The organism is Crystallibacter permensis (genome assembly GCF_025960875.1).
GTDB classification, from domain to species: domain Bacteria; phylum Actinomycetota; class Actinomycetes; order Actinomycetales; family Micrococcaceae; genus Crystallibacter; species Crystallibacter permensis.
On record NZ_JAODLR010000005.1, the window covers coordinates 178508 to 199891 of the forward strand.

At 65.1% G+C, this 21384-nt stretch carries 18 protein-coding genes and 1 tRNA gene; 7 read left to right on the forward strand and 12 right to left on the reverse strand.

Annotated elements, in window-relative coordinates; genetic code table 11:
• Genes ilvA through B0G38_RS08250 form a run of 3 tightly spaced genes read right to left on the reverse strand, consistent with a single transcriptional unit; the run spans position 1 to position 3591 of the window.
• Positions 1-1239, reverse strand: coding sequence for a threonine ammonia-lyase (gene ilvA, locus B0G38_RS08240; protein WP_169991082.1), 1239 nt, complete (start codon positions 1237-1239; stop codon positions 1-3).
• A complete protein-coding gene (locus B0G38_RS08245) occupies positions 1236-2636 on the reverse strand; it encodes an AI-2E family transporter (protein WP_264668986.1) in 1401 nt (466 codons plus the stop codon). The genes ilvA and B0G38_RS08245 overlap by 4 nt, the downstream gene beginning before the upstream one ends.
• A gap of 19 nt (positions 2637-2655) precedes the next feature.
• Positions 2656-3591 carry an aldose 1-epimerase family protein gene (locus B0G38_RS08250; RefSeq protein WP_264668987.1) on the reverse strand — a complete coding sequence of 312 codons (936 nt, stop codon included), beginning with the start codon at positions 3589-3591 and terminating at the stop codon, positions 2656-2658.
• A gap of 39 nt (positions 3592-3630) precedes the next feature.
• Between B0G38_RS08250 and galT the strand changes: the two genes are divergently transcribed.
• Both galT and galK read left to right on the forward strand, forming a co-directional pair.
• A complete protein-coding gene (galT, locus tag B0G38_RS08255; protein ID WP_264668988.1) occupies positions 3631-4740 on the forward strand; it encodes a galactose-1-phosphate uridylyltransferase in 1110 nt (369 codons plus the stop codon).
• Entirely contained in the window at positions 4737-5939 is a 1203-nt protein-coding gene (gene galK / locus B0G38_RS08260; RefSeq protein ID WP_264668989.1) for a galactokinase, read from the forward strand. The genes galT and galK overlap by 4 nt, the downstream gene beginning before the upstream one ends.
• A 100-nt stretch (positions 5940-6039) precedes the next feature.
• Here the strand turns inward: galK and B0G38_RS08265 are convergent, their stop codons facing one another.
• Positions 6040-6882, reverse strand: coding sequence for a Bax inhibitor-1/YccA family protein (locus B0G38_RS08265; protein WP_169991092.1), 843 nt, complete (start codon positions 6880-6882; stop codon positions 6040-6042).
• Positions 6883-7082: 200 nt separating this feature from the next.
• On the opposite strand from B0G38_RS08265, the gene B0G38_RS08270 reads away from it, so the two are divergent.
• The 5 genes from B0G38_RS08270 (at position 7083) to B0G38_RS08290 (ending at position 11797) form a co-directional block, all read left to right on the forward strand.
• Entirely contained in the window at positions 7083-7445 is a 363-nt protein-coding gene (locus tag B0G38_RS08270) for a GroES family chaperonin (protein WP_264668990.1), read from the forward strand.
• Positions 7446-7733: 288 nt separating this feature from the next.
• A complete protein-coding gene (locus B0G38_RS08275; protein WP_413542044.1) occupies positions 7734-8996 on the forward strand; it encodes a branched-chain amino acid ABC transporter permease in 1263 nt (420 codons plus the stop codon).
• 10 nt (positions 8997-9006) lie between these two features.
• Positions 9007-9987: a branched-chain amino acid ABC transporter permease gene (locus tag B0G38_RS08280; RefSeq protein ID WP_264668991.1), complete on the forward strand. Its 981-nt coding sequence runs from the start codon at positions 9007-9009 to the stop codon at positions 9985-9987.
• Between the two features lie 65 nt (positions 9988-10052).
• Complete coding sequence (locus B0G38_RS08285; protein WP_264669085.1) at positions 10053-11045, forward strand: ABC transporter ATP-binding protein; 993 nt, start codon at positions 10053-10055, stop codon at positions 11043-11045.
• Positions 11042-11797 (forward strand): ABC transporter ATP-binding protein, encoded by a 756-nt coding sequence (locus B0G38_RS08290; RefSeq protein ID WP_264668992.1) that lies wholly within the window; start codon positions 11042-11044, stop codon positions 11795-11797. The genes B0G38_RS08285 and B0G38_RS08290 overlap by 4 nt, the downstream gene beginning before the upstream one ends.
• A gap of 63 nt (positions 11798-11860) precedes the next feature.
• Here the strand turns inward: B0G38_RS08290 and B0G38_RS08295 are convergent, their stop codons facing one another.
• The 8 genes from B0G38_RS08295 to B0G38_RS08330 all read right to left on the reverse strand — a co-directional run bounded on the left by B0G38_RS08295 (position 11861) and on the right by B0G38_RS08330 (position 21171).
• Positions 11861-13561: an HNH endonuclease gene (locus B0G38_RS08295; RefSeq protein ID WP_264668993.1), complete on the reverse strand. Its 1701-nt coding sequence runs from the start codon at positions 13559-13561 to the stop codon at positions 11861-11863.
• Positions 13562-13823: 262 nt separating this feature from the next.
• Complete coding sequence (locus B0G38_RS08300) at positions 13824-15206, reverse strand: ABC transporter substrate-binding protein (protein ID WP_264668994.1); 1383 nt, start codon at positions 15204-15206, stop codon at positions 13824-13826.
• 285 nt (positions 15207-15491) lie between these two features.
• Positions 15492-15564, reverse strand: a tRNA-Leu gene (locus B0G38_RS08305).
• Positions 15565-15632: 68 nt separating this feature from the next.
• Entirely contained in the window at positions 15633-16172 is a 540-nt protein-coding gene (locus B0G38_RS08310) for a GNAT family N-acetyltransferase (protein ID WP_264668995.1), read from the reverse strand.
• A gap of 173 nt (positions 16173-16345) precedes the next feature.
• Positions 16346-17788 carry an NAD(P)/FAD-dependent oxidoreductase gene (locus B0G38_RS08315; RefSeq protein ID WP_264668996.1) on the reverse strand — a complete coding sequence of 481 codons (1443 nt, stop codon included), beginning with the start codon at positions 17786-17788 and terminating at the stop codon, positions 16346-16348.
• 112 nt (positions 17789-17900) lie between these two features.
• The gene (locus B0G38_RS08320; protein WP_264668997.1) at positions 17901-19415 is read right to left on the reverse strand and encodes a S8 family serine peptidase; all 1515 of its coding nucleotides are present in this window, start codon (positions 19413-19415) and stop codon (positions 17901-17903) included.
• Positions 19416-19525: 110 nt separating this feature from the next.
• Entirely contained in the window at positions 19526-20470 is a 945-nt protein-coding gene (locus tag B0G38_RS08325) for a Ppx/GppA phosphatase family protein (protein ID WP_264668998.1), read from the reverse strand.
• Positions 20467-21171 carry a DUF501 domain-containing protein gene (locus tag B0G38_RS08330; protein ID WP_264668999.1) on the reverse strand — a complete coding sequence of 235 codons (705 nt, stop codon included), beginning with the start codon at positions 21169-21171 and terminating at the stop codon, positions 20467-20469. The genes B0G38_RS08325 and B0G38_RS08330 overlap by 4 nt, the downstream gene beginning before the upstream one ends.
• Positions 21172-21384 lie beyond the last annotated feature (213 nt).

Sequence of the window (21384 nt, forward strand, 5' to 3'; positions counted from 1 at the left end):
CTAATGCACAACGACGGGCTGGAAGCCCTCCGCGCGCAGATTTCCCAGCACCTGCTTGCAGTGCTCGTGGCCCTTGGTCTCGATGTCGATGGTGATGGCCACGTCCCCCATGCTGATGGACCCGCCGATGCGGGTGTGGTCCACGCGGGTGACGTTCGCGTCCGACTCGGCGATGATGCGCGAGATCTGGGCCAGCGAACCGGGCCGGTCGTCCAGCATGATGCGCACGGACATAAACCGCCCCGAGGCGTACAGACCGCGCTGGATTACCTTCAGCATCAGCATCGGATCAATGTTGCCGCCGGAGAGGATGACAGCCGTGGTGCCGGGATTCTCGATGACCCCTTCCATCAGCGCGGCCACGCCCACGGCGCCGGCCGGCTCCACCACCAGCTTGGACCGCTCGATCAGGAAGATCAGCGCCCTGGCGAGGGCATCCTCGCTGACCGTGACCACGTCGTCGACCAGCTCGCGGATGATGGAAAACGGCACCTGTCCCGGCCGGCCAACGGCAATGCCGTCCGCCATGGTGGAGACTTTCTGCAGCGGCACCAGTGCGTCAGCGGCCAACGACGGCGGGTAGGCGGCGGCGTTTTCAGCCTGCACACCGATGACCCTGATCTCGCGGCCCAGCTCCTTGGCGCGGGCCTTGATCGCCGTCGCCACCCCGGCCAGCAGTCCGCCGCCGCCGACACCCATGACCACGGTGTCCACGTTGGGGATCTGATCCAGCACCTCCAGGCCGACGGTCCCCTGCCCGGCGATGATGTCCGTGTTGTCGAAGGGGTGGACGAAGACGGAGCCGGTTTCATCCGCGTAACGCTGGGCCTCGGCCAGGGCTTCGTCAACGTTGTGGCCGTGCAGGACAACTTCCGCGCCGTGGCCGCGGGTTGCCGCCAGCTTGGGCAGGGCGACGCCCATGGGCATGAAGATCCGGGCCTTGATGCCCAGCCTGGCCGCGGCGACGGCCACGCCCTGGGCGTGGTTTCCCGCGGACGCCGCAACCACGCCGCGCGCCCGCTCCTCTTCGTTCAGGCGGGCCATGCGCACATAGGCGCCGCGGACCTTGAACGAGCCCGCGCGCTGCAGATTCTCACACTTGAAGTAGACATCGGACCCGGTCATCCGGCCCAGCGCTCGGGACTGCTCGACCGGGGTCAGCTCGATCACGCCGTCGAGCAATTCGGCGGCATCCATGATGTCGTCAACGGTAACGGGAAGTGCTTTCAGATCCATCATTTTCGCAGTTCGTTCCTATCCTCGGGGGCATTACCGCCCGGTTCCCCAACTTCAGTCTTTTCGGGCTTCATATTCTCGACGGCGGCGCCCTCCGCAGTCCCGTCCCTGGCATCGGGTTTCACCGCGCCGCCCTGTTTTAGGGCGACCCCGGCGTCGTTCTTTGCCTCATCCCCGGACCCGTCATCGTTGTCCGGCGAAGAACCTCCGGCCCCGCGTGCACCTTTCGTACCCGGCGCCTCGGCCAACGGTTCACTGGGCCCTTGCCCGACGAGCGCGCTGTCATGTTCCCAGTCCCGGGCCGCGATGTACTTCACTACCGTGTTGACGATGGCCAGCAGCGGAACGGCGAAGAGCGCACCGGGAATTCCGGCCACCATGGTGCCGCCGGCCACGGCAATCACCACGGCCAGCGGATGCAGGGATACCGCCTTGCCCATGATCACCGGCTGGAGGACGTGGCTTTCCAGCTGCTGGACGCCCAGCACAATGGCCAGCATGATCAGGGCGTTGACCCAGCCGTTGGCTACCAGGGCCAACAGCACCGCCACGAAGCCGGTGACCAAGGCACCGACAATCGGGATGAAGGAGCCGATGAACACCAGCACGCTCAACGGCAGTGCAAGCGGGACGCCGATGATCGCCGCGCCGGCACCAATGCCGACGGCGTCCACAAACGCCACGAACACCTGGACGCGGATGTATTGGACGAGCGAATGCCAGCCCTTGCGGCCGGCACCGTTGCTTGCCGCGCGGGCCCGTTTAGGCAGCAGCCCGACGACGAACGTCCAGATCCGCTCGCCGTCGAGCAGGAAGAAAATCAGCGCGAAAATTGCCAGCAGCAGTCCGGTCACGAGGTGGCCGGCAGTGGAGCCGACAGAGAGGGCGCTCGAGAGGATGGCGCTGCTATTGTTCTGCAGCTGGTCCAGCAGCTCGTTGATGTAGTCGTTCAGCTGGGCCGAGGTCAGTGCCAAGGGACCATCGGTCAGCCAGCCCTGGATCTGCCGCACACCCTCCAGCGCCTGGTCCCACAGTTCGCGGAAGCCGAAGAACAGCTGGCGCCCCACCAGGGACAGCGCCCCGCCCATCAGGCCCAGGAAGCCCAGGATCGTGATGGCGACGGCCAGGCCGCCGGGCACTTTGGCCTTGTGGAGGAAGCGGACCACGGGCTGGAGCAAGCCCGCCAGCAGGGCGGCGACCATGAGCGGAATGATGATCAGCGAGATATAGCTGAGCAGCCAGATCAGCACCCCGACCACCACAATGATCAAGCCGAGCCGCCAGGCCCAGGCCGCACTGATCCGCAGGGCGTACGGAACGTCCTCGCGGACATGGTGAGCACCGGTTCCGGCGCGCGGGCCGGCGGCCGGTGGACGGTTCTCGGGGAAGGGCCGGGTCATAGTGTCAATAGTTTCATATTCACGCCCGGACATTCGTCGGACTGACCTTGGCGCTGATGCCCCAGCTGCCGCCGAATTCAGCGCCGGGCTCCAGCCAGATGAGCCCATCGCCGGAGTTGAACGCATTCGCAGGCGCCGTCATCGGTTCAATGGCCACCGCCTGTGCCCGCCCCGGGTACTTGTCTGTCACGAACACATGCGTGTAGGGGAATGTTTCGTCCTGCCATAAAGTCACGGATCTGCCGTCCGAGACGCTCAAGGTGCTTTCCACCCGGCCGCTGGCGGCCGGAATCAGGTCGGTGTAGGCACGGTCCATGTCCAACGGGCCCACCTCTCGCCCGGCGCGCAGGTCCACTCCTTCTGCGGCGGGCGCCTTGTCCCGGGGAATCAGCGTCTCATCCGTGATCAGGTACGTCTCGCCGGGGACGGTCAGCGTCAGGCCCGACGTGTCTTCCTGTCCCAGCCGCAGGTAGGGATGCGCGCCGAGGGCCACGGGCGCGGCCTCCGCCGAATGGTTGACCAGCGACTGCGTGACCTTCAGGTCGCCGTCGTTATCCAGCTCGTAGCGCACGCGGTGGGTGAGGTGGAACGGATAGCCGTGCTGCGGGAAGATCCCGGCCTGGAGCGAAACGGCGGATTCGGTGTGTTCCACCTTGCGGTAGCCGGTGTTCCGCAGCAGCCCGTGGGTGGCGTGGCCGCGCTTGAGCTCCGTGATGTCCAGCCTTTGTTCCTTGCCGTTGAGGGTCCAGACCGCTTTGTCCACCCGGTTGGGCCACGGTGCCAGCAGAATCCCCACTGCCCCCGGCGGAATCTGGTCGTCGCCGAAGGTCTCCGTCAGCTGCACGGAGTTCTTCTCGAACAACCGCAGGCAGGCAGCGAGTTCCGTAATGACGGCGCGTGAGTCTCCGCGGACAATCTCAAACTGTTCACCGGTGGCAAAGGTAGGGTGGCTCATAGCTAAAACGTACCGGAGAATGCATCCTCAGGAGCCGCCATGACGACCATGACTTCCACGCGGCTCGCGGACGGGCGGGAACTGATCTACTTTGACAGCGCCCCCGATGCAGCAAAGCTGCGCCGCGACACCTCCTCTGTAGACCGCCGGCAGCTGGATCCACGCGGCGAAGAGACCGGCCAGGTGCGTTATGACGTCCTGACCGGAGAATGGGTGGCCGTGGCCGCGCACCGGCAGAACCGCACCCACCTGCCGCCGGCGGACGAATGCCCGCTGTGCCCCTCCGACGACGCACGGCAAACGGAAATTCCCTCTGGCTACGAAGTCGCGGTCTTCGAGAACCGTTTCCCGTCCTTTGGCCCGCAACTCGGCGCCTTGCCCGCCCCCGACGGCGCCCCTGCCGCCAGCGCCCCGGCGTACGGACGCTGCGAAGTCATCTCTTTTACCGAGGACCACGTCGGTTCCTTCGGCTCGCTCCCGTTCGAGCGGGTCCGCACGGTGGTGGACGCCTGGGCCCAGCGCACCGAGGCCCTGTCCGCGATGGCCGGGGTGCAGCAGGTTTTCTGCTTCGAAAACCGCGGCGCCGAGATCGGTGTGACACTGCATCACCCGCACGGCCAGATCTACGCCTATCCGTTCATTACGCCGCGGACCGTCGGCATGGCGAAGCTGGCCCGGCGGCATTACCTGCGCTCCGGCGGCTTGGAAACCCTGACCAGTTCGGTCCTGGCAGCCGAACGGGCGGACGGCGAGCGCATGATCGTCGAGGGCAGCCACTTCAGTGCCTACGTTCCGTTCGCCGCGCGCTGGCCCTTGGAAATACACCTGGTTCCGCACCGCCAGGTCCCCGACCTCGCCGCCCTGACCGGAGCGGAACGGGACGAACTCGCCGAGCTTTACCCGCAACTGCTGCGCCGGCTCGACAATCTCTATGACTCCCCCACTCCCTATATCGCCGCGTGGCACCAGGCACCCGTCGCCGAAGACTTCCGCCCCTCCGGCCACCTCCATCTGCAACTGACCTCCCCGCGCCGGGCCGAGGACAAGCTCAAGTACCTGGCCGGCTCCGAAGCCGCCATGGGCGCCTTCATCAACGACACCGCGCCCGAGGACACCGCCGCGCGGCTCCGGGCGGCGGACACGGCATGACCCGCCGCACCACCGCCGCTGCCGACGCCTTCACCCAACGCTTCGGCCACGCTCCCGACGGCATCTGGGCCGCCCCGGGCCGTGTCAATCTCATCGGCGAGCACACCGACTACAACCTTGGCTTCGCCCTTCCGCTGGCCATCGACCGCTCCACCATCGCCGCGGTTTCCCTGCGTACGGATTCGACCGTCCACGCCACCGCCCTGGATCCTGCGTACGACGACGTGACGCTCGCTGCCGCTGACATCTCACCTGGCGCCGTGACCGGCTGGGCGACCTACCCTCTCGGCGTCGTGTGGGCCTTCGTCCAGCGTGGGGTGGAAATTCCCGGCCTGGAGCTGCAGTTGGGATCGGACGTTCCCATCGGGGCCGGGCTCTCGTCGTCGGCGGCGCTGGAATGCTCCGTGGCCGTTGCCCTCAACGATCTGCTGGGAGCTGGCTTCGATCTGCCGGAGCTGGTCCAGATCTGCCGTCAGGCGGAGAACGAGATGGCAGGCGCACCAACCGGCATTCTCGACCAGACCGCTTCCCTCCTGGGCCGCGGCGACCATGCCCTGCTCCTTGATTGCCGCAGCCTGGCTACGCAGCCGGTCCCCCTGCCGCTGCACGAGGCGGGGCTGCAACTGCTGGTGATCGACACAAGGGTCTCGCACTCGCACGCCAGCGGCGGATACTCGGCACGCCGTGCCGACTGTGCCCGGGCGGTCGACGCCCTGGGCGTGGACTCCCTGCGGGATGTGGAGGAAGGAATGCTTTCGGACGCGCGAGGCCGGTTGGACGAAACAACCTTCCGCCGAGTGCGGCACGTCCTCACGGAGAACCAGCGAGTGCAGCAGACAGCCCACCTGCTGACGTCCGCAGGCCACGCGGCGGGGCTTGCATCAGCGCCTACAGCCGGCCCAGCATCCGGGCCCGCAGCCATCGGCGACCTCTTAACGGCCAGCCATGTCTCCTTGCGTGATGACTACGAAGTGTCTTGTGCGGAATTAGACCTCGCGGTGGACACCGCACTGCAGCACGGCGCGTTGGGCGCCCGGATGACGGGAGGCGGATTCGGCGGTTCGGCCATCGCGCTGGTGCCGGAAGAAGCGGCAGAAAAGGTGGGCACCGCCGTCGTCAATTCTTTCCGGATGGCAGGATTCAAGCAGCCCGATGTCTTTCCGGTTGCCCCGGCCGACGGCGCCCGGCGGTTGGCCTGAACGCCACCTGTTGGCGTGCCCGATAAATACAGCCCGCCAAACACAGCGGGCCCCGGCATTGCTGCCGGGACCCGCTGAGGTCGAACTATGGAAGGTGCTGCTACTCAGTGCCGCGAAGGATCGCGAGCAGGCGCAGGATCTCCACGTACAGCCAGATCAGCGTCACCGTCAGGCCGAACGCGGCCGTCCAGGAGTACTTGCGGTCCACACCGGCGCGGACGCCTTGCTCAATGGAGGTGAAGTCCATGATCAGCGAGAACGCGGCCAGGCCGATGGCGAACAGGCCGATGATCACGCCGAGGGGAATGCCGATGCCCATGATGTTGATTTCAATACCGCGGACGCCCCACGGGGTGTCCATCACGCCGAACATCTGCAGCCCCAGGTTGACCAGGGAGAACACTGCGTAGCCGATGATGGCGATCATGAAGAACTTCATCGCCTTCGGCGTCGCGCGCACCTTGCCGCTCTTGAAGAGGAGCAGGGTCACGGCGAAGACGCAGACGGTGCCCAGCACGGCCTGGGGTGCGACGCCGGGGTACATTCTGTCGAGCACCATGGACAGGCCGCCGACAAAGAGGCCTTCGGCTCCGGCGTACGCCAGGATGAGGCCCTTGGACGGCTCCTTCTTGAAGGCGTTGACCAGGCCGAGCACCAGGCCGACGAGCATGCCCGGAATCATCAGGGCCGGGATCATCCAACCGACGGCGGCACCGGCGAGGACCAAGGCCAGGCAGGCCATGGTCTTCATGATGACGTCGTCGTAGGTCATCCGCCCGGTCTGTGCGGGACCGGCCGAGGGCTGGTTGTACAGCTCATTGAGCTGCTGGCTGGACATTTGGGACTGGCCCGCGAGCATGCCTGCGCCGGCGTTCGCCGAGCGTTGCGGCTGGCTGCGGAACGCATTTGGATTATTGAAGACCGGATTTCCACCCATGGCCATTGTTGTTGTCCTCCATCTAAGGGGTACGAGCTGAATAAACCCTACCAATGACAACGTTTGAAGGCTCGAAATTTATCCCGTTCCGTGAATAATGTCCGGATCGTCTGCTTCCGCATGCCGAATCGGCGTTCAAATGGCCGCAGACCTGCGGTGGCTTACCATCAGTTGCGGCCCGCGCAGGCAGGCAGCATGGCTAGAATATGGGGGTGAACCCGCGCCCCGATTCCTCCTCCAGCCGCACCGCCGCACCCAAGCTGCCCCTGCGGATGCTTCATGACCGCATTCTCGTGGCGCTGGACAAGGACAGCAGCGAGCGCCGTTCTTCCTCCGGCATCGTTATCCCGGCCACCGCCGCTATGGGTAAGCGGCTGGCCTGGGCCGCCGTCGTCGCTGCGGGCCCCCACGTGCGCCAGGTCAGCGTAGGCGACAAGGTGCTCTTCGATCCGGAAGACCGCGCCGAGGTGGAAGTAAACGCCACAGACTACGTGCTGCTGCGCGAGCGTGACATCCACGCAGTGGCCGAGCCGGAGGAACAGGACAAGAGCACCGGGCTTTACCTCTGACCTGAGGTACTTGCCGGCCTCCCCTGCGCGCTAAACTCAGCTTCGTTTCACCGAACCTGTGCAAGTGTTATCCGATTGCGATGAAAAGCAAGCATTTCGCAACATGCTGAACGCATTCCCCGAGTAACATAAACGACACGTCCGTGATACAGATCACAGGCGACGTCAGCTGCCTGCCGCCAAAACGTCGGGTCACCCCACACTGTGGAGGTTTGTATTTTGAGAACTACGCCGAAGCTCGCTCGGCCCTGGGGGAAGTTACTCGCAATTCTGGCGATGACGGCGGCAATGCTGTTCATCGCTTCGCCCTCGCTGGCTGCTACTACTGCGCCCGCGCCGGCGCCGGACTCAACAACGAGTGCCCGGGCCGAACCGTTCCGGGACACGATCAGCGGTGTCCTGCGCAATGCCGAGGGCCCCGTGCCTGGCGTGAGAATAACCGCCACTGGTGAAGGATTCACGGGGGAAACCGTCACCGGGGAAAACGGTTCCTGGTCCATCGGGGTTCCGCAGCGGGGCACCTATCAGGTGGAAGTGGATGTATCCACCTTTCCCGAGGGCGTGGAGCTTGCGGAAGGAACGCCCAATCCACGCGAAGTAACCTTCACCAACACCTCCAACGCGGCAGCGATCTTCCCGCTCGGCGAAGGCATTGTCATCCAGGGCGCCAGCTTCGGGGAACAGCTTGTTGAACGTCTGATCGCGGGCTTGAGCTTCGGGCTGCTCTTGGCCCTCGCCGCCGTCGGCCTGAACCTGATCTTCGGAACCACCGGCCTGACGAACTTCGCGCACGGAGAGATGGTGACCCTCGGAGCCGTCCTGGTGTTCGGCTTCAACGCCGCCGGGCTCCCGGTCTGGCTCGCAATAGCCCTGGCGATCCTCGGCGGCGGCATCTTCGGCTACATCCAGGATGCGTGGCTATGGAACCCGCTCCGGCGCCGTGGTTCGGGCCTGATCCCGATGATGATCGTCAGCATCGGTCTCGCCCTCGCCAGCCGCTACGTCATCCAGTTCTTCTTCGGCGGCGCCACCCAGCAGCTGCCCGGTTCCAACAGCCCCATTCTCGAATTCGGCTCCATTTCCATCAGCCGCAACACCCTGACGTCGCTGGTGGTCAGCGCCATCGTCATCGTTGCCATCGGCCTGCTGCTGCTCAAGACCCGGTTGGGCAAGGCCACGCGGGCCGTTTCCGACAACCCGGCTCTCGCAGCGGCATCGGGAATCGATGTGGACCGCGTCATTCGGATTGTCTGGACCGCTGGCGGCGTGCTCGCAGCCCTCGGCGGCATCCTCTGGGCCTACTACCGTCCGGGCGTGACGTTCAATATGGGGCAGCAGATCCTCCTGCTGATCTTCGCCGGCGTCGTTCTCGGCGGTCTCGGTACCATTTTCGGCGCCCTGCTGGGTTCCGTGCTCGTGGGCCTGTTCGTTGAGCTGTCCACCCTCTGGCTGGAAGCCGACCTGAAGTACGTTGGCGCCCTCTTGATCATGATCGTCGTACTCCTGTTTAGGCCCCAGGGCATTCTGGGCCGTAAAGAGCGAGTGGGATAGGAGCTTCGATATGGACTTTCTCAACATTCTCGCCAACGCCTTCGGCGAAATCATCAGCCCGACGACGGCGGCGTACGCCCTTGCGGCTCTCGGCCTCGCCGTACACTTCGGCTACTCGGGGCTACTCAACTTCGGCCAGGCCGGTTTCATGGCGGTCGGCGCCTACGGCTTCGCCATCCCCACGATCCTATGGGACGTGCCATTCGTCGTCGGACTGTTGATCGCCCTCATCGCTTCTGTCCTCTTCGCCCTCCTGCTCGGCATTCCCACCCTGCGGCTGCGCGCTGACTACCTGGCCATTGTGACTATCGCGGCGGCGGAAATCCTCCGTTACATCGTCACCACCAACTCGCTCACCCCTATCACCGGTTCCGCCAATGGCCTAGCGGCCTTCGAAGGCGGATTCTTTGCTATGAACCCCATCCCTCCGGGCCAGTACGACCTCGGCTTGGTGGACTTCAACGAACGGGACCTGTGGATCCGGATCGTGGGCTGGGGTGTGGTGGCCGTCTGCTGTGTGATCGTCTGGCTGCTCATGCGCAGTCCTTGGGGACGCGTGCTCAAGGGCATCCGCGAGGACGAAAACGCGGTCCGCTCCCTGGGCAAGAACGTCTATTCCTACAAAATGCAGGCCCTTATCATCGGCGGCATCTTCGGTTCGCTGGCAGGCATGATCTTCACGCTGCCGCGCGGCGCCGTGCAGCCGGCCAACTACGCAACGGAACTGACGTTCTTTCTGTGGACCTGCCTGCTGCTCGGCGGCATGGCTACCGTACTCGGTCCGGTCATCGGCGCCATGATTTTCTGGGTCGTCCTCTCACTGACCCAGGGCATCCTCTATGGCGCCATCGGCTCCGGTTACATCACCTTCCTCACAGCTACCCAAGCCGGCCAGCTTCGCTACATTCTGGTAGGTGTGGCGCTGATGCTGTTGATGATCTTCAGGCCCCAAGGCGTCATGGGCAATAAGAAGGAGCTGGCGTTCGCATGACCGACAACAACACCGCAGTCCCGGCGCCCGTTGGCAGTGGGCGGGAGCCTGCGGCTTCTGAATTCATGACCGACACCAGGCCCATCGCGGCCGGTGAAACCGCACCGGGCTGCAAGAAGCGGGATCCGATCCTCATTGCCAAGAACGTGACCCGGACCTTCGGCGGACTCAAGGCGGTCGACGTCGAATACTTGGAAGTTCCGCGACACAAGATCACCGCGTTGATCGGCCCCAACGGCGCAGGCAAAACCACGCTGTTCAACCTCTTGACCGGATTCGACGTGCCGCATAGCGGCGAGTGGAAGTTCGACGACCAATCGCTGGCGGGCGTCCCGTCCCACAAAGTTGCCCGCATGGGTATGGTCCGCACCTTCCAGCTCACCAAAGTGATGGGCAAGCTTACGGTGATGGAGAACATGCGCCTCGGCGGGGATAGCCAGCCCGGTGAAAGGCTGAGCAAAGCACTCTTCAAAGGCATGTGGAGCAGCCGGGAAAAGGAGATCACCAGGCAGGCCGCCAGCCTGCTGGAGAAGTTCAAACTGGATACGAAGAAGGATGATTACGCAGCGTCCCTGTCCGGCGGGCAGCGCAAGCTGCTGGAGATGGCCCGGGCCCTGATGGTGCGTCCGAAGCTGGTCATGCTTGACGAGCCGATGGCGGGCGTAAACCCGGCTCTCACACAGTCACTGCTGGACCACGTCAAGAACCTCAAAGCCGAGGGCATGACGGTTCTGTTCGTGGAACACGACATGCAGATGGTTCGCCATATTGCCGACTGGGTAGTCGTTATGGCGGAAGGGAAAATCGTTGCCGAAGGTCCGCCACAGGACGTCATGAAGGACCAAGCCGTAATTGATGCCTACCTTGGCGCTCACCACGACGTGGACCTGGGCGACGCGGAAGGCATCGAGGCTCTGGAAGAACAGCTTTCACACGACCAGGAATCGGTTGTCGGAACAGAGGACGAAGGCGTCATCGGGCGCCACATCACCGAAGTCGACGGCGGAACTGACCGCCCGGACGAACCGGGCTCCGGAGACAGTAAGGAACAGCGATGAGTGAGCAGAACCGCGAGGCCGTATCCGAGGAAGCGGTCGTCAAGGTCACAGACCTCGTCGCCGGATACCTTCCCGGCGTCAATATTCTCAATGGGTGCAGTATTGAGGCCCGCCCCGGTGAACTGATCGGCATCATCGGCCCGAATGGTGCCGGCAAGTCGACACTGCTCAAAGCCATGTTCGGCCTGGTGCGCGTACATTCAGGGACCGTGGTCGTCCGCGGTAAGGACCTGACCGGGCTCAAGGCGAACAAGCTTGTCACGCAGGGCGTCGGCTTCGTGCCTCAGACAAACAATGTATTCTCTTCTTTGACTATCGAAGAGAACATGCAAATGGGCATGTTCCAGCAGCCCAAGAATTTCAAGGAACGCTTCGACTTTGTCACGAGTTTGTTTCCGGAACTCGGGAAGCGCCGCACCCAGCGCGCGGGTTCGCTCTCCGGCGGCGAGCGGCAGATGGTGGCCATGGGCCGCGCTCTGATGATGGAACCGGCGGTTCTGCTCCTCGATGAGCCATCCGCGGGGCTCTCCCCTGTTAAGCAGGACGAAACCTTCCTCCGGGTACATGAGATCAACCGTGCCGGGGTTTCCGTAATCATGGTCGAGCAGAATGCGCGCCGGTGCCTGCAGATCTGCGACCGCGCGTATGTGCTGGATCAGGGCAAGGACGCGTACACGGGGACCGGACGTGAATTGATGAAGGATCCCAAGGTCATCCAGCTGTATCTGGGAACGTTGGCCGATTCCGCTTAGTTGCCGTGGTTCAGGTCCTACCCCTGAACCACGCTTTCCGCGCTGCCGATAGCGCAGTACAGCTCAGGCTGCGCGGCGGTAGATGAAGTCGATGCGGCCGAGGGCCTGCTCGAAGACTGAGAACGGCTCCACTGTCTCGTCCGCCTGCTCCCTCGCCGGTGGGGTGCCGGGCAGGGCTGGTGCGGTGGATTGGTAGGTGTGTCCGGTCGGGGTGGTCGTTTCGACGGTGTGCCGCGGTCCGGGGATCCTTTGGGCGTGCCAGCCTTCAGATTCCTTCGCCAGGTTACACGCTTCACAAAGCCCTTGCCCATTGAGCTCGCTGGTCGCCCCGGCGTTACGCCAGGGCACGACGTGGTCGTGGTGGCGGATGGGTGCATCACACCAAGGGGTGCGGCAGAGCTGGTCCCGCGCCTGGATCATGCGCTGCAGTCCGGCCGGCATCAATCTTGCCCGCGAATCCATGCCGAGCAGCTGCCCGGTACCCGGCGCGGTGTACAGCCGGCGCACCCACACTTCCACATCTTCTTTATCGCCGGAGGCTCTTCGCTCCGAACCCGGCGGCCAGGCCGCCGAACCGGTGGCTCCGGTGGTTCCGGTGTCTACGTTCCCGGTAGCAGCATCGTTGGCCGGTACCGGTTCGGCCGTGCCTGCAGGGCTGGAACCCGTAGCGCCGTCCCCGTTGCCGGCATCCGTTGCGCCGGTAACGATCTTGTCTTCCTCGGCGCCCTTTACCGGGTTGCCGACCGCTGGGTGATTTGGGTTGCCGTTCCCGGCGCCGATGTTGTCCGTGCCGACACTGTCGCTCCCGTTCCCGTTCCCGTTCTCGTGGTCGCTGTCGCCGGTGCGGAGGAGGTCGCGGGCCCATTGGGCGGGGACGATGCCGTACCCGGTAAGGTGGGCCGGTTCGGCGTCGCCCTGGAACAGGGTGCGGTCGGTCATGACCAGCTGGACCTCGATTTTCGCGGGGTTCTCCGCGGGCTGGCCGGTGACGCGTTCCACGAAGATGTCTGCCATGAGCTGGCCCCGGGAGCGTTCATCGCCCTGCGCCTTCAGCCGGTCGGCTTCCTTGGTCAGGGCGGCGAGGACGGCCACGCCCTGCACCACCGGCACCAGGCAGCTCACCTGGGCCATGGTGTCCGGCGCCGGACGGCAGGACACATGGCGTTCGGTTTCGGCTTTCGCAGCCCGGCGGACCACCGACAGGGGGTCCAGCCGCAGCGCGGCCTGCTTCGCCATCGCCCCGATCTGTTTATCCCCGCAGCCGCGCAGCGTCTTCGGATCCCCACACAGCTCCCGGTCGACCTTGGCACGGTCTTCCACGCTCAGGCACGCGGTTTCGCGGACCAGGATGGTCGCCCGCCACTCGTTCAACCGGCCCTCGGCCAGCGCCGTATACGTGTTCGGCATTTCCCTGATCAACGTGGTCGCCATTCCCAGGTGCTTACCGCCCCGGTTGGGCGAGTCCTTGCGTGCCAGGCCGACCTCCTTAGCCAGCCCCCGGCCCCGCTTCTCCGCCGCGACCCCCGCGGCAGCCCGGGTTTCCCGGCGGGAGGCAACAAACGCCTCCGTCTCGCGGGCCTGCGCGGCAGCCGCGGCGGCTTTAAGTTCCTCCAGCGCCGTGATCCGGTCAATCCGCACCCCCTCGGAGACGTCCTGGTCCATGTCCGCCAGTTCCAGGATCGCGGCGCGGACCAGCACAGCACCCGCATCACCGGGAACCGGCTTCACCGGCTCCATCTCTGCTGGAACGATTGACTCGAACATACATTCGATTCTACTGTGGTGTGACGAGGAGTACAACGGCCACTTGCGGGGCTGTGTACAACCCCACGAACGCTTGTCGACCTACTGGCAAATTCCCACCTTCCCTGGATCGAGACGACCAGGGGAACGGCCATTCAAACCCGCCGCGCGTGGGATGCCACAGTTGGAGGTCCGTTTGTACCTCACACACGCGAGGAAGCCCCCGCCAAGAGCGGAGGCTTCCTGCGTCAGTGCGAGTGACTGTGAGTGGCGTTGTCTTATTTTATAGCTGGCCAAACTCCTCACGCATCGGCTGCGGACGGTTTTCGGCATCGTATTCGTAGATACCGACGTAAGCTTCGGTCGGATCACCATTCTCATCGAAGGAGATCGGACCGGAGATGCCGTCGTAGTCGATATCGGTACCCTCGCGGAGCAGGGTCACACAGCCAGCGAAGTCGTAGCACTTCTCCCCGTCCCTGGACACCGACTGCATTTCCCCAGCGATGTCTTCGCCCTTGGTGCTCCCGGCAGCTTCGGAGGCCAGAGCCACGAGGTTCACTGCATCATAGGCTTCACCGGCGTAGGCGTAGGAAGTCAGCCCGTCGTCGATTTCCGCGAGCGAGGCCTTGAACTCGTCCTTTGCGAAGGTGCCTGGGATGGTGCCCTGCGCGCCTTCCATGGCGCCCGGGTCCAGGTCCTTGCTCAGGTCAGCCGTATTGCCATCAACCAGGAACAGCTGGTCCGGAGTGATTCCCTTGGCCAGCAGGAGCGGGGCAATGGACTTCACCTGGTCGAACGTGATCAGCGCGACGGCATCCGGGTTGGCGGCAGCGACGGCGTCAACCTGCGAGCTGAACTGCGAATCGCCCTCGTTGAACATTTCCGTAGCGACGATCTGGCCGCCGGCGCCCTCAAACGCGGTCTTCACGTTATCCCGCAGGCCGGTGCCGTAGGCATCGTTCAGGACGATCATGCCAAGCGTCTGCGCTCCACAGGCGACCATGTAGCTGCCAAGGGTGCGGCCCTGGAGCACGTCCGAGGGGGCTGTACGCCAGTACAGGTTGTTGTCGTCCCAGTCAGTGAAGTCCGGCGAGGTATTCGCCGGCGAGATCTGCAGGACGCCAGCACCGGTGATCTGGTTGATTACGGTCTTCGAAACGCCAGAGGACGCTGCGCCGACAATGGCGTTGACGTCCTGGCCGAGCAGTGCGGACACGGACTGGGTGGCGATATCAGTGGTGGTGTCGCCCGAGTCCCGGTGCACGACGTCGACGTCTTTGCCAAGAACGCCGCCTGCTTCATTAATCTGCTTGATGGCCAGATCAACGCCGGCAATTTCGGGCGGGCCAAGGTAGGCCAGCGCGCCGGTAGTGGGCAGCAGTGAGCCGATCTTCAGCGGTGTATCCGTGGACCCCTTTGTCTCCGGTACGGCTGCCGGATCCCCCTTGGTTCCGGTGGTCGGACCCGCGCCTTCGCCGCCCTCTGGGCAGACAAGCCCGGCGGCTGCGGGTGCAGAGCCGCTGTTTCCTTCGGTTTCGGTCGAAGTGCCGCCCCCACAGGCTGACGCGAACAGTGCGACGCCGAGACCGAGTGCCGCGAATCTGGCCGCGCGCGCGGTGTTACCGCCGGCGCCAAACAGCACTGCGTTACGTGTTGCAGTCATGAATTTTTCTCCTCGATCCAAAGGTCCGCGAACCTTCGATGCGAATATCAGGGTTTCCTGATTAGAAGAAAAGCTAGTGCACAAATCGCCAAAAAATAAGACTATTCGGTTACATCCTTGTAACGCTCGTCACAGCTGTCGAATTATGCCCCAAAATGGACCCCTCCGAGCCCTATCGGGCCAGTTGGACAGGCACATTTCCTCAAGGGGCGTCGTCGCGCCCTCCAACGGAGACATTGTCCCCGCGCTGAGATTCGCCCGAACGGGCGCCGTCGTGCCCAGTTGTACCCCCGGTGGGACTCGAACCCACACTGGATCGATTTTAAGTCGACTGTCTCTGCCATTGGACTACGGGGGCGTGCCGTGAAAATGCACGCCCTAAGCCTACTCGATCCGCCCCGGCCAGAACGAGACGGGCACGCAGGACTAGAGCCGTGCGAAGGGCTCCGCGTAGCGGAACGTTCCCACAGGAACTTCTTGTCCCCCAAGCCGCAGCGCCATAAAGTAGTCACCCCATTGCGGATCCGGCGCTTGGATACCGAGCTCGGAGGCCCGGCGATAACCGAATCGTGGGTAGTAGGTAGTGTGTCCGAGCAGCACGATCACCGACTCGCCCATTCCCGCGGCCCGGATTCTGGTTTCCTCCAACAGCGCCGCCCCGATCCCCTGCCGCTGGCGTTCGGGCAGAACGGAAATCGGGCCCAGTCCCAGCGCCGGCTGATCGCCGATAAAACCACGGGTGGTGATCGAATGCCCAACAACCGTGCCCGCATCGGCAGCAACGATCGAGAGCCGGGGCAGGTAGCCGTCGCATTCGAACAACTCGGCCAGCAGACCAACCTCGATCGGCGGGTTGGGCCCATCCTCGCTCGCGAAAGCGCGGCGGGTCATTTCCAGTATCGCCGGCCGGTCGCTGGCGTGTTCGCTGCGCAATTCCACCACTGCAGTGTAGATCGCCAGCCACACTTCGACAGCAACCTTCGCCGTCCAAACCGCCAACCGCCAACCGCCAACCAAGCGGACGACGGCGGGAGCCGGGGTTCCGTACGAAACCCCGGCTCCCGCCGTCGTTAGGTTCTGCTGCCGCCGTCGCTAGGTCCGAATTCCGGGTTGCTAGCGATCCGAGGCGTGGCGCGTTGTTAGCGCGAGTCTGCGGGTGCCTGCTCGTCGGCCTTATCCTCTGCCTTCTTTTCAGCAGGCTTCGGTTCGGCGGACTTGCGCGGCGTGGCAGCCGTGCGGAAGGCGCGGTACGGCGTTTCCAGGTCGGCGATCTCCGTGGTGTCGCGGCCGAGGACCGCGTTGAGCAGCCAGTCGGCGACGACGCGGATCTTGCGCTCCATAGTCGGCATGGCGAAGCCGTGGTAGCCGCGGTGTGCCAGCCAGGCCAGCCGGCCCTTGAGCTTGATTCCCATGACCTTGGCAACGCCCTTGTTCAGCCCCAGGCCGGCCACCGCGCCGAGGTTCTCGTGCTTGTACTCCTTGACCTCACCCACGCCCCAGCGCTCGGCGAGGATGTTCTTCGCCATGAGCTTGGCCTGGCGCACAGCGTGCTGGGCATTCGGGACGCAGAAGCCGCCCACGCCGCCGCCAGTCAGGTCCGGGACCGCTGCGACGTCGCCTGCGGTCCAAGCACCGTCGATCGGCTGGCCGTTGTCATCGATGATGTGCAGTTCGGCGTTGGCCTTGACCCGGCCGCGGTCGTCCAGCGGGAAGCCGAACTGGCGGACGATCGGATTGGCCTGCACGCCCGCGGTCCACAGCAGGGTGTCGGTTTCGAAGGACTGCGCCGGGGTCTTGTCCGGCATGTTGATCAGCTCCAGCTTGCCGCCCACGGCCGACGCCAGGGAGGTGTTCAGCAGTACCTCGATGCCGCGCGAGCGCATGTGCGAGACAACCCACTCGGCCTGGTGCTCGGTGACCTCGGGCATGATACGGCCCATGGCCTCCACCAGCACGAAGCGCAGGTCCGAGCGCTTCAGGCGGGGGTTGTTCTCGGCCGCGTGGCGGGCCATGTCCTCGATCTCGGTCATGGCTTCGATGCCCGCGAAACCGCCGCCGACACCGACGAAGGTCAGGGCGCGCTGCTTCTCCGGGCCGTCCGGCATGATGGAGCCGGCTTCGATCCGCTCCAGCACCGTGTTGCGCAGTTCCAGCGCTTCTTCAATGGTCTTCAGCCCGATACCCTCTTCGGCAAGGCCCGGGATCGGGAACGTACGGGTCACCGCGCCGGCGGCAATCACGACGTCGCGGTACGGGACGTTGAAGCTGACTTCGCCGTCTTCGGATTCAACCACGGCGGTCTTGTTGGCGTGGTCGATCGAGGTGACCCGGCCGGTAATGACTTCGGTCTGCTTCAGGTGCATGCGGTGGGAAACCACGGCATGGCGCGACTCGATGGAGCCGGCAGCAACCTCCGGCAGGAACGGCTGGTAAGTCATGTAGGGCAGCGGATCCACCAGGGTTACGATGCCGCCGTGGGCTTTAACCTTCTTCTGGAGCTTAAGCGCCACATAAAGTCCGACGTAGCCGCCGCCGACTACGAGGACGCGAGGACGGTCTGAGAGAGCAGGAGTGTATGCCATACGCAATAGTGTAAACCCTTTTGTGAAAGTTTTCACTAAGTAGCCGCGCCGCTCCTGCTGCACACAGCCGCCGCACCGAGCAGGGCTGCAGCACCGTCAGGTCCCCTCGTGGTCAGCGGTTCCGCGGACCGCTTCCTTTGCCCGTTCCGTGGCCCACACTCTTGCCCGTTTCCTTGAGCAGCGGCTCGCGGATCGGCGGCAGGAAACCGGTGTCTTCGCCGTCGTCGGTCGCAGTCTGTTCGGCCCCACCCTCTTCGGCGGCCGCCAGACGTCGGGCCCGCAGCGTCTGCTGGACGCCAAGGCCGATGACCAGGATAAACACGAGGCCGAATCCGACCACGATCACGGCGGGGAGCACGTCCCCTTCGAGCCGCGGCGCCTCCGCCACGGGAGTGGTGGGTTCGGGTACAGCCGGCTCTTCCTCCACACGGTTGGCGGGGGCCTTTGTTTCCGGCGGGGCCACTTGTCCCCTGCGGTGCACGGTGATCCACTGGGCGATCGAGCCCACCGGGTTCGCGCCGACAACGGCCACGTCCGCGGTCAGGGCCGCTTCGGCGTCGAGAATGCCGAAACCGTAGATCGGGTCGTGACCTGGCACGCCGGCATCCTTGGCCGTGGAAATGATGCGGTTGACCACCTGGGCCGCGCTCATCTCCGGATACTCGGCACGGATGAGCGCCGCGACGCCGGAAACCAGCGGGGTGGCGCCGGACGTGCCGGACCAGTCCGCATAGAGGCCTCCGGGCAGCCCGCCCACCAGGTCTTCGGCCGGGGCCGCCACCCCGATCACGATGCTCTGGGCTGAAGCGCCTTCGCTGGCTTCGCCTTCACGGTTCAGCCCGGCAACCGTCAGCACGCCGGGAATGGTGGCGGGTGCGCCGGACTGCTCCGTTCCGCCGGCGCGGTTGCCCGCGGCAGCCACAATAACGACGTCGTTCTGCTCGGCATAGAGGAACGCTTCGTCCCAGTTTTCAGGCCAGGACGTGCTGGAGCTGGTCAGCGACATATTGATGACCTTGGCCCCGTTGTCCACGGCCCACTTCACCGCGGCGGGGATCTGTTCTTCGATGCTCACACCGGCCGGATTCGGCGAGCCGAGCCAGGTGGAGACGGTCAGCAGGTCGGCCTTGGGCGCCACCCCGATAACCCCGTCGGTACCGGCTCCGATGCCCTTGTCCTTGGGCTCCGGCGCCTTCTCGTCGTCGTCCTTCTGGTCTTTGTCCTTGCCGTCCTTGTCCGCATCCTTCTTTTCCGGAGCGTGGCCGCGGCCGGCCAGCAAGGTGGCCACGAGGGTGCCGTGTTCAGGCGTCTGGCCGATGCCGCGCTGCCCGTTGGCCGAACCGGCTCCGGAAACATCCGTACCACCGACGACGGCGCCCTTGAGATCCGGGTGGGTGGCGTCCACGCCGCTGTCGATGACGGCGACCTTGACGCCTTCGCCCTGCGAGGTCTTCCAGGCCTCGCGGATGCCGTAGGAGTCCAGCCAGTACTGCTTGTCGCGGGTTGCATCGGCCATGGCTGCCGGGGCGAAGACTGTGCCGCCCACCAGGGCCAGCACGGAGACCACAGAGAGTGCGGCGGCTCGGACCGTGGCCCGACGGCCCGGTCTTCCGGCTCTGCTGTGCATACGTGTCCTCTTTCCTGGATTCCCCGGTGTCCTGCCAGTCCCCTTGTACGGGGCATGGCGGACAATCCTACCGTTGATCGGACCGGCGGCCCTTCTCGGTTACTTCCTGCTTACCTGCGGGCGGCGCTCATGGCGATGCCGTCGAGGATGTCGTGCTCGCTGGCGGTGGCCCCGTTGACCCTGCCGGCGGTCAGTGCGTTGACACGGTTGTTAATGGTGCGCCAGATCAGGGCTCCGGCGCCAATCACGTCCACCCGGCCCGGATGCATGTAGGGCAGCGCGGCGCGTTCAGCGCGGGACATGGACAGCAGCGACGTGCAGGCGGCGGCGGTTTTGGCCGTATCCAGTTCGGCGCCGTGGATGGTGTTGGGCTGGTATTCGGTCAGCCCCAGGGCGTGGGCCGTCACGGTGGTGATGGACCCGGCCACACCGACCAGCCGGTCCGTGTCCGCAAGCGGTACGTCCGCCAGCACAGCGTCGATGTAGGCGTTGATGTCCGCTTCCGCCGCGGCGATTTCGACGGCGGTCGGCGGGTCTGACTTCAGGTGCCGTTCGGTGAAGCGCACGCAGCCCATGTCCGTGCTCAAAGCCGCCTGGACTCCCCCGGACGTGCCGAGGACAAACTCGGTGCTGCCGCCGCCCAGGTCGACCACCAGTACCTTCTCCCCCGGTGCCGTGGCCAGCACGCTTGCGGCGCCGGTGAAGGACAGTTCGGCCTCCTCGGCGCCGGTGACCACTTCCGGTTCCACCCCGAGGCGCTCCCGGATCCCGTCGACAAAGACCTGCCGGTTGCCAGCGTCGCGGGTGGCGGAGGTCGCGACGAAACGCAGGCGTTCGGCGCCGTGCTGCTGCAGCAGGCCCGCATATTCCTCCGCCGCCGCAAAAGTACGTGCCAGGGCTTCCTCGGCGAGCATGCCGGTGGCATCGACGCCTTGGCCAAGCCGGACCACTTTCATCAACCGCACCACGTCGGTCAGCACGCCGTCGTCGTCGATATCGGCAATCAGCAGGCGGATGGAGTTCGTTCCGCAGTCAATGGCCCCTACGCGGCTCATCGGGCTCCCTCTTCCTGTTCCGGTGCATTGTGTTCAGGTGCGCTGTGTTCGCCGGCAGGCTCGTCTTCGGCAGCACGACGGCGTTCGGCCTTCTTGGCTTCGAGCTCTTCCGGGCTGAGGCCCTGGGTCTTGGTGTGGCGGCTCAGGTCCTTCGCGGGGGCCGGCCCCGCAACGTCCCAGGCGCCGTCGCAATAACAACGGTCCTTCGTCCACCATTCGGCGATCCCGTCCAGCGCCTCGTCGCCCAGCGGGTTGATGCCCGGGCCGACAGCCAGCGAATGCCCCACCAGCACATGCAGGCACTTGACCCGGGTTGGCATGCCGCCGGCGGAGACGCCAGCGATCTCGGGGACAGACCCGACGCCGGTTCGGGCGCCGATTTCATCGCGGACGCGCAGATAGTCCTCGTGCGCTTCGCGGTAGGCGGCAGCCAGTTCCGGATCCTGTTCGAGCCGTTCGGTCATTTCGGTCATGACGCCGGCGGCCTCGAGCCGGGACACGGCCGAGGTGATGATCGGATGGGTCAGGTAGAAAGTCGTGGGGAACGGGATGCCGTTGCCCAGCCGCGGCGCCGTCGTCGCCACCAGGGGGTTGCCGCAGACGCAGCGCGCTCCGATTTCCACCACGTCCCGCACCGGCCGGCCGAGCTGCCGGCTGAGGGTCTCCAGGTCCTGGGGCGTGGGTGTGCGCGGGTCTTCCATGGCGCGGTCCTTCCTGACTGTGCGGACATGCTGGTGCGGGCGGGCTGGGTGACTGGTGGGGGCGGGCCGGGCAGGTTGGCTGACTAGTTCGGGCTGTTTTGTGTGGCGGGCCGGCAGGCAGATCGGGTCCGGCTTTAATGCTCGCCCCGGCTTCCCGATAACGTCCTGGTCCGATGCGGACAATGCTTCGGCGCTGCCTCGGTTCCGCCGGCG

Coding starts and splice junctions, on each gene's coding strand:
- B0G38_RS08270 (WP_264668990.1), top strand. CDS start 7,083: ATGGGGGTGAACCCGCGCCCCGATTCCTCCTCCAGCCGCACCGCCGCA.
- B0G38_RS08250 (WP_264668987.1), bottom strand. CDS start 3,591: ATGAGCCACCCTACCTTTGCCACCGGTGAACAGTTTGAGATTGTCCGC.
- B0G38_RS08330 (WP_264668999.1), bottom strand. CDS start 21,171: ATGGAAGACCCGCGCACACCCACGCCCCAGGACCTGGAGACCCTCAGC.
- B0G38_RS08285 (WP_264669085.1), top strand. CDS start 10,053: ATGACCGACACCAGGCCCATCGCGGCCGGTGAAACCGCACCGGGCTGC.
- B0G38_RS08290 (WP_264668992.1), top strand. CDS start 11,042: ATGAGTGAGCAGAACCGCGAGGCCGTATCCGAGGAAGCGGTCGTCAAG.
- B0G38_RS08280 (WP_264668991.1), top strand. CDS start 9,007: ATGGACTTTCTCAACATTCTCGCCAACGCCTTCGGCGAAATCATCAGC.
- B0G38_RS08245 (WP_264668986.1), bottom strand. CDS start 2,636: ATGACCCGGCCCTTCCCCGAGAACCGTCCACCGGCCGCCGGCCCGCGC.
- galT (WP_264668988.1), top strand. CDS start 3,631: ATGACGACCATGACTTCCACGCGGCTCGCGGACGGGCGGGAACTGATC.
- B0G38_RS08275 (WP_413542044.1), top strand. CDS start 7,734: ATGCTGTTCATCGCTTCGCCCTCGCTGGCTGCTACTACTGCGCCCGCG.
- B0G38_RS08315 (WP_264668996.1), bottom strand. CDS start 17,788: ATGGCATACACTCCTGCTCTCTCAGACCGTCCTCGCGTCCTCGTAGTC.
- B0G38_RS08320 (WP_264668997.1), bottom strand. CDS start 19,415: ATGCACAGCAGAGCCGGAAGACCGGGCCGTCGGGCCACGGTCCGAGCC.
- galK (WP_264668989.1), top strand. CDS start 4,737: ATGACCCGCCGCACCACCGCCGCTGCCGACGCCTTCACCCAACGCTTC.
- ilvA (WP_169991082.1), bottom strand. CDS start 1,239: ATGATGGATCTGAAAGCACTTCCCGTTACCGTTGACGACATCATGGAT.
- B0G38_RS08300 (WP_264668994.1), bottom strand. CDS start 15,206: ATGACTGCAACACGTAACGCAGTGCTGTTTGGCGCCGGCGGTAACACC.
- B0G38_RS08265 (WP_169991092.1), bottom strand. CDS start 6,882: ATGGCCATGGGTGGAAATCCGGTCTTCAATAATCCAAATGCGTTCCGC.
- B0G38_RS08325 (WP_264668998.1), bottom strand. CDS start 20,470: ATGAGCCGCGTAGGGGCCATTGACTGCGGAACGAACTCCATCCGCCTG.
- B0G38_RS08295 (WP_264668993.1), bottom strand. CDS start 13,561: ATGTTCGAGTCAATCGTTCCAGCAGAGATGGAGCCGGTGAAGCCGGTT.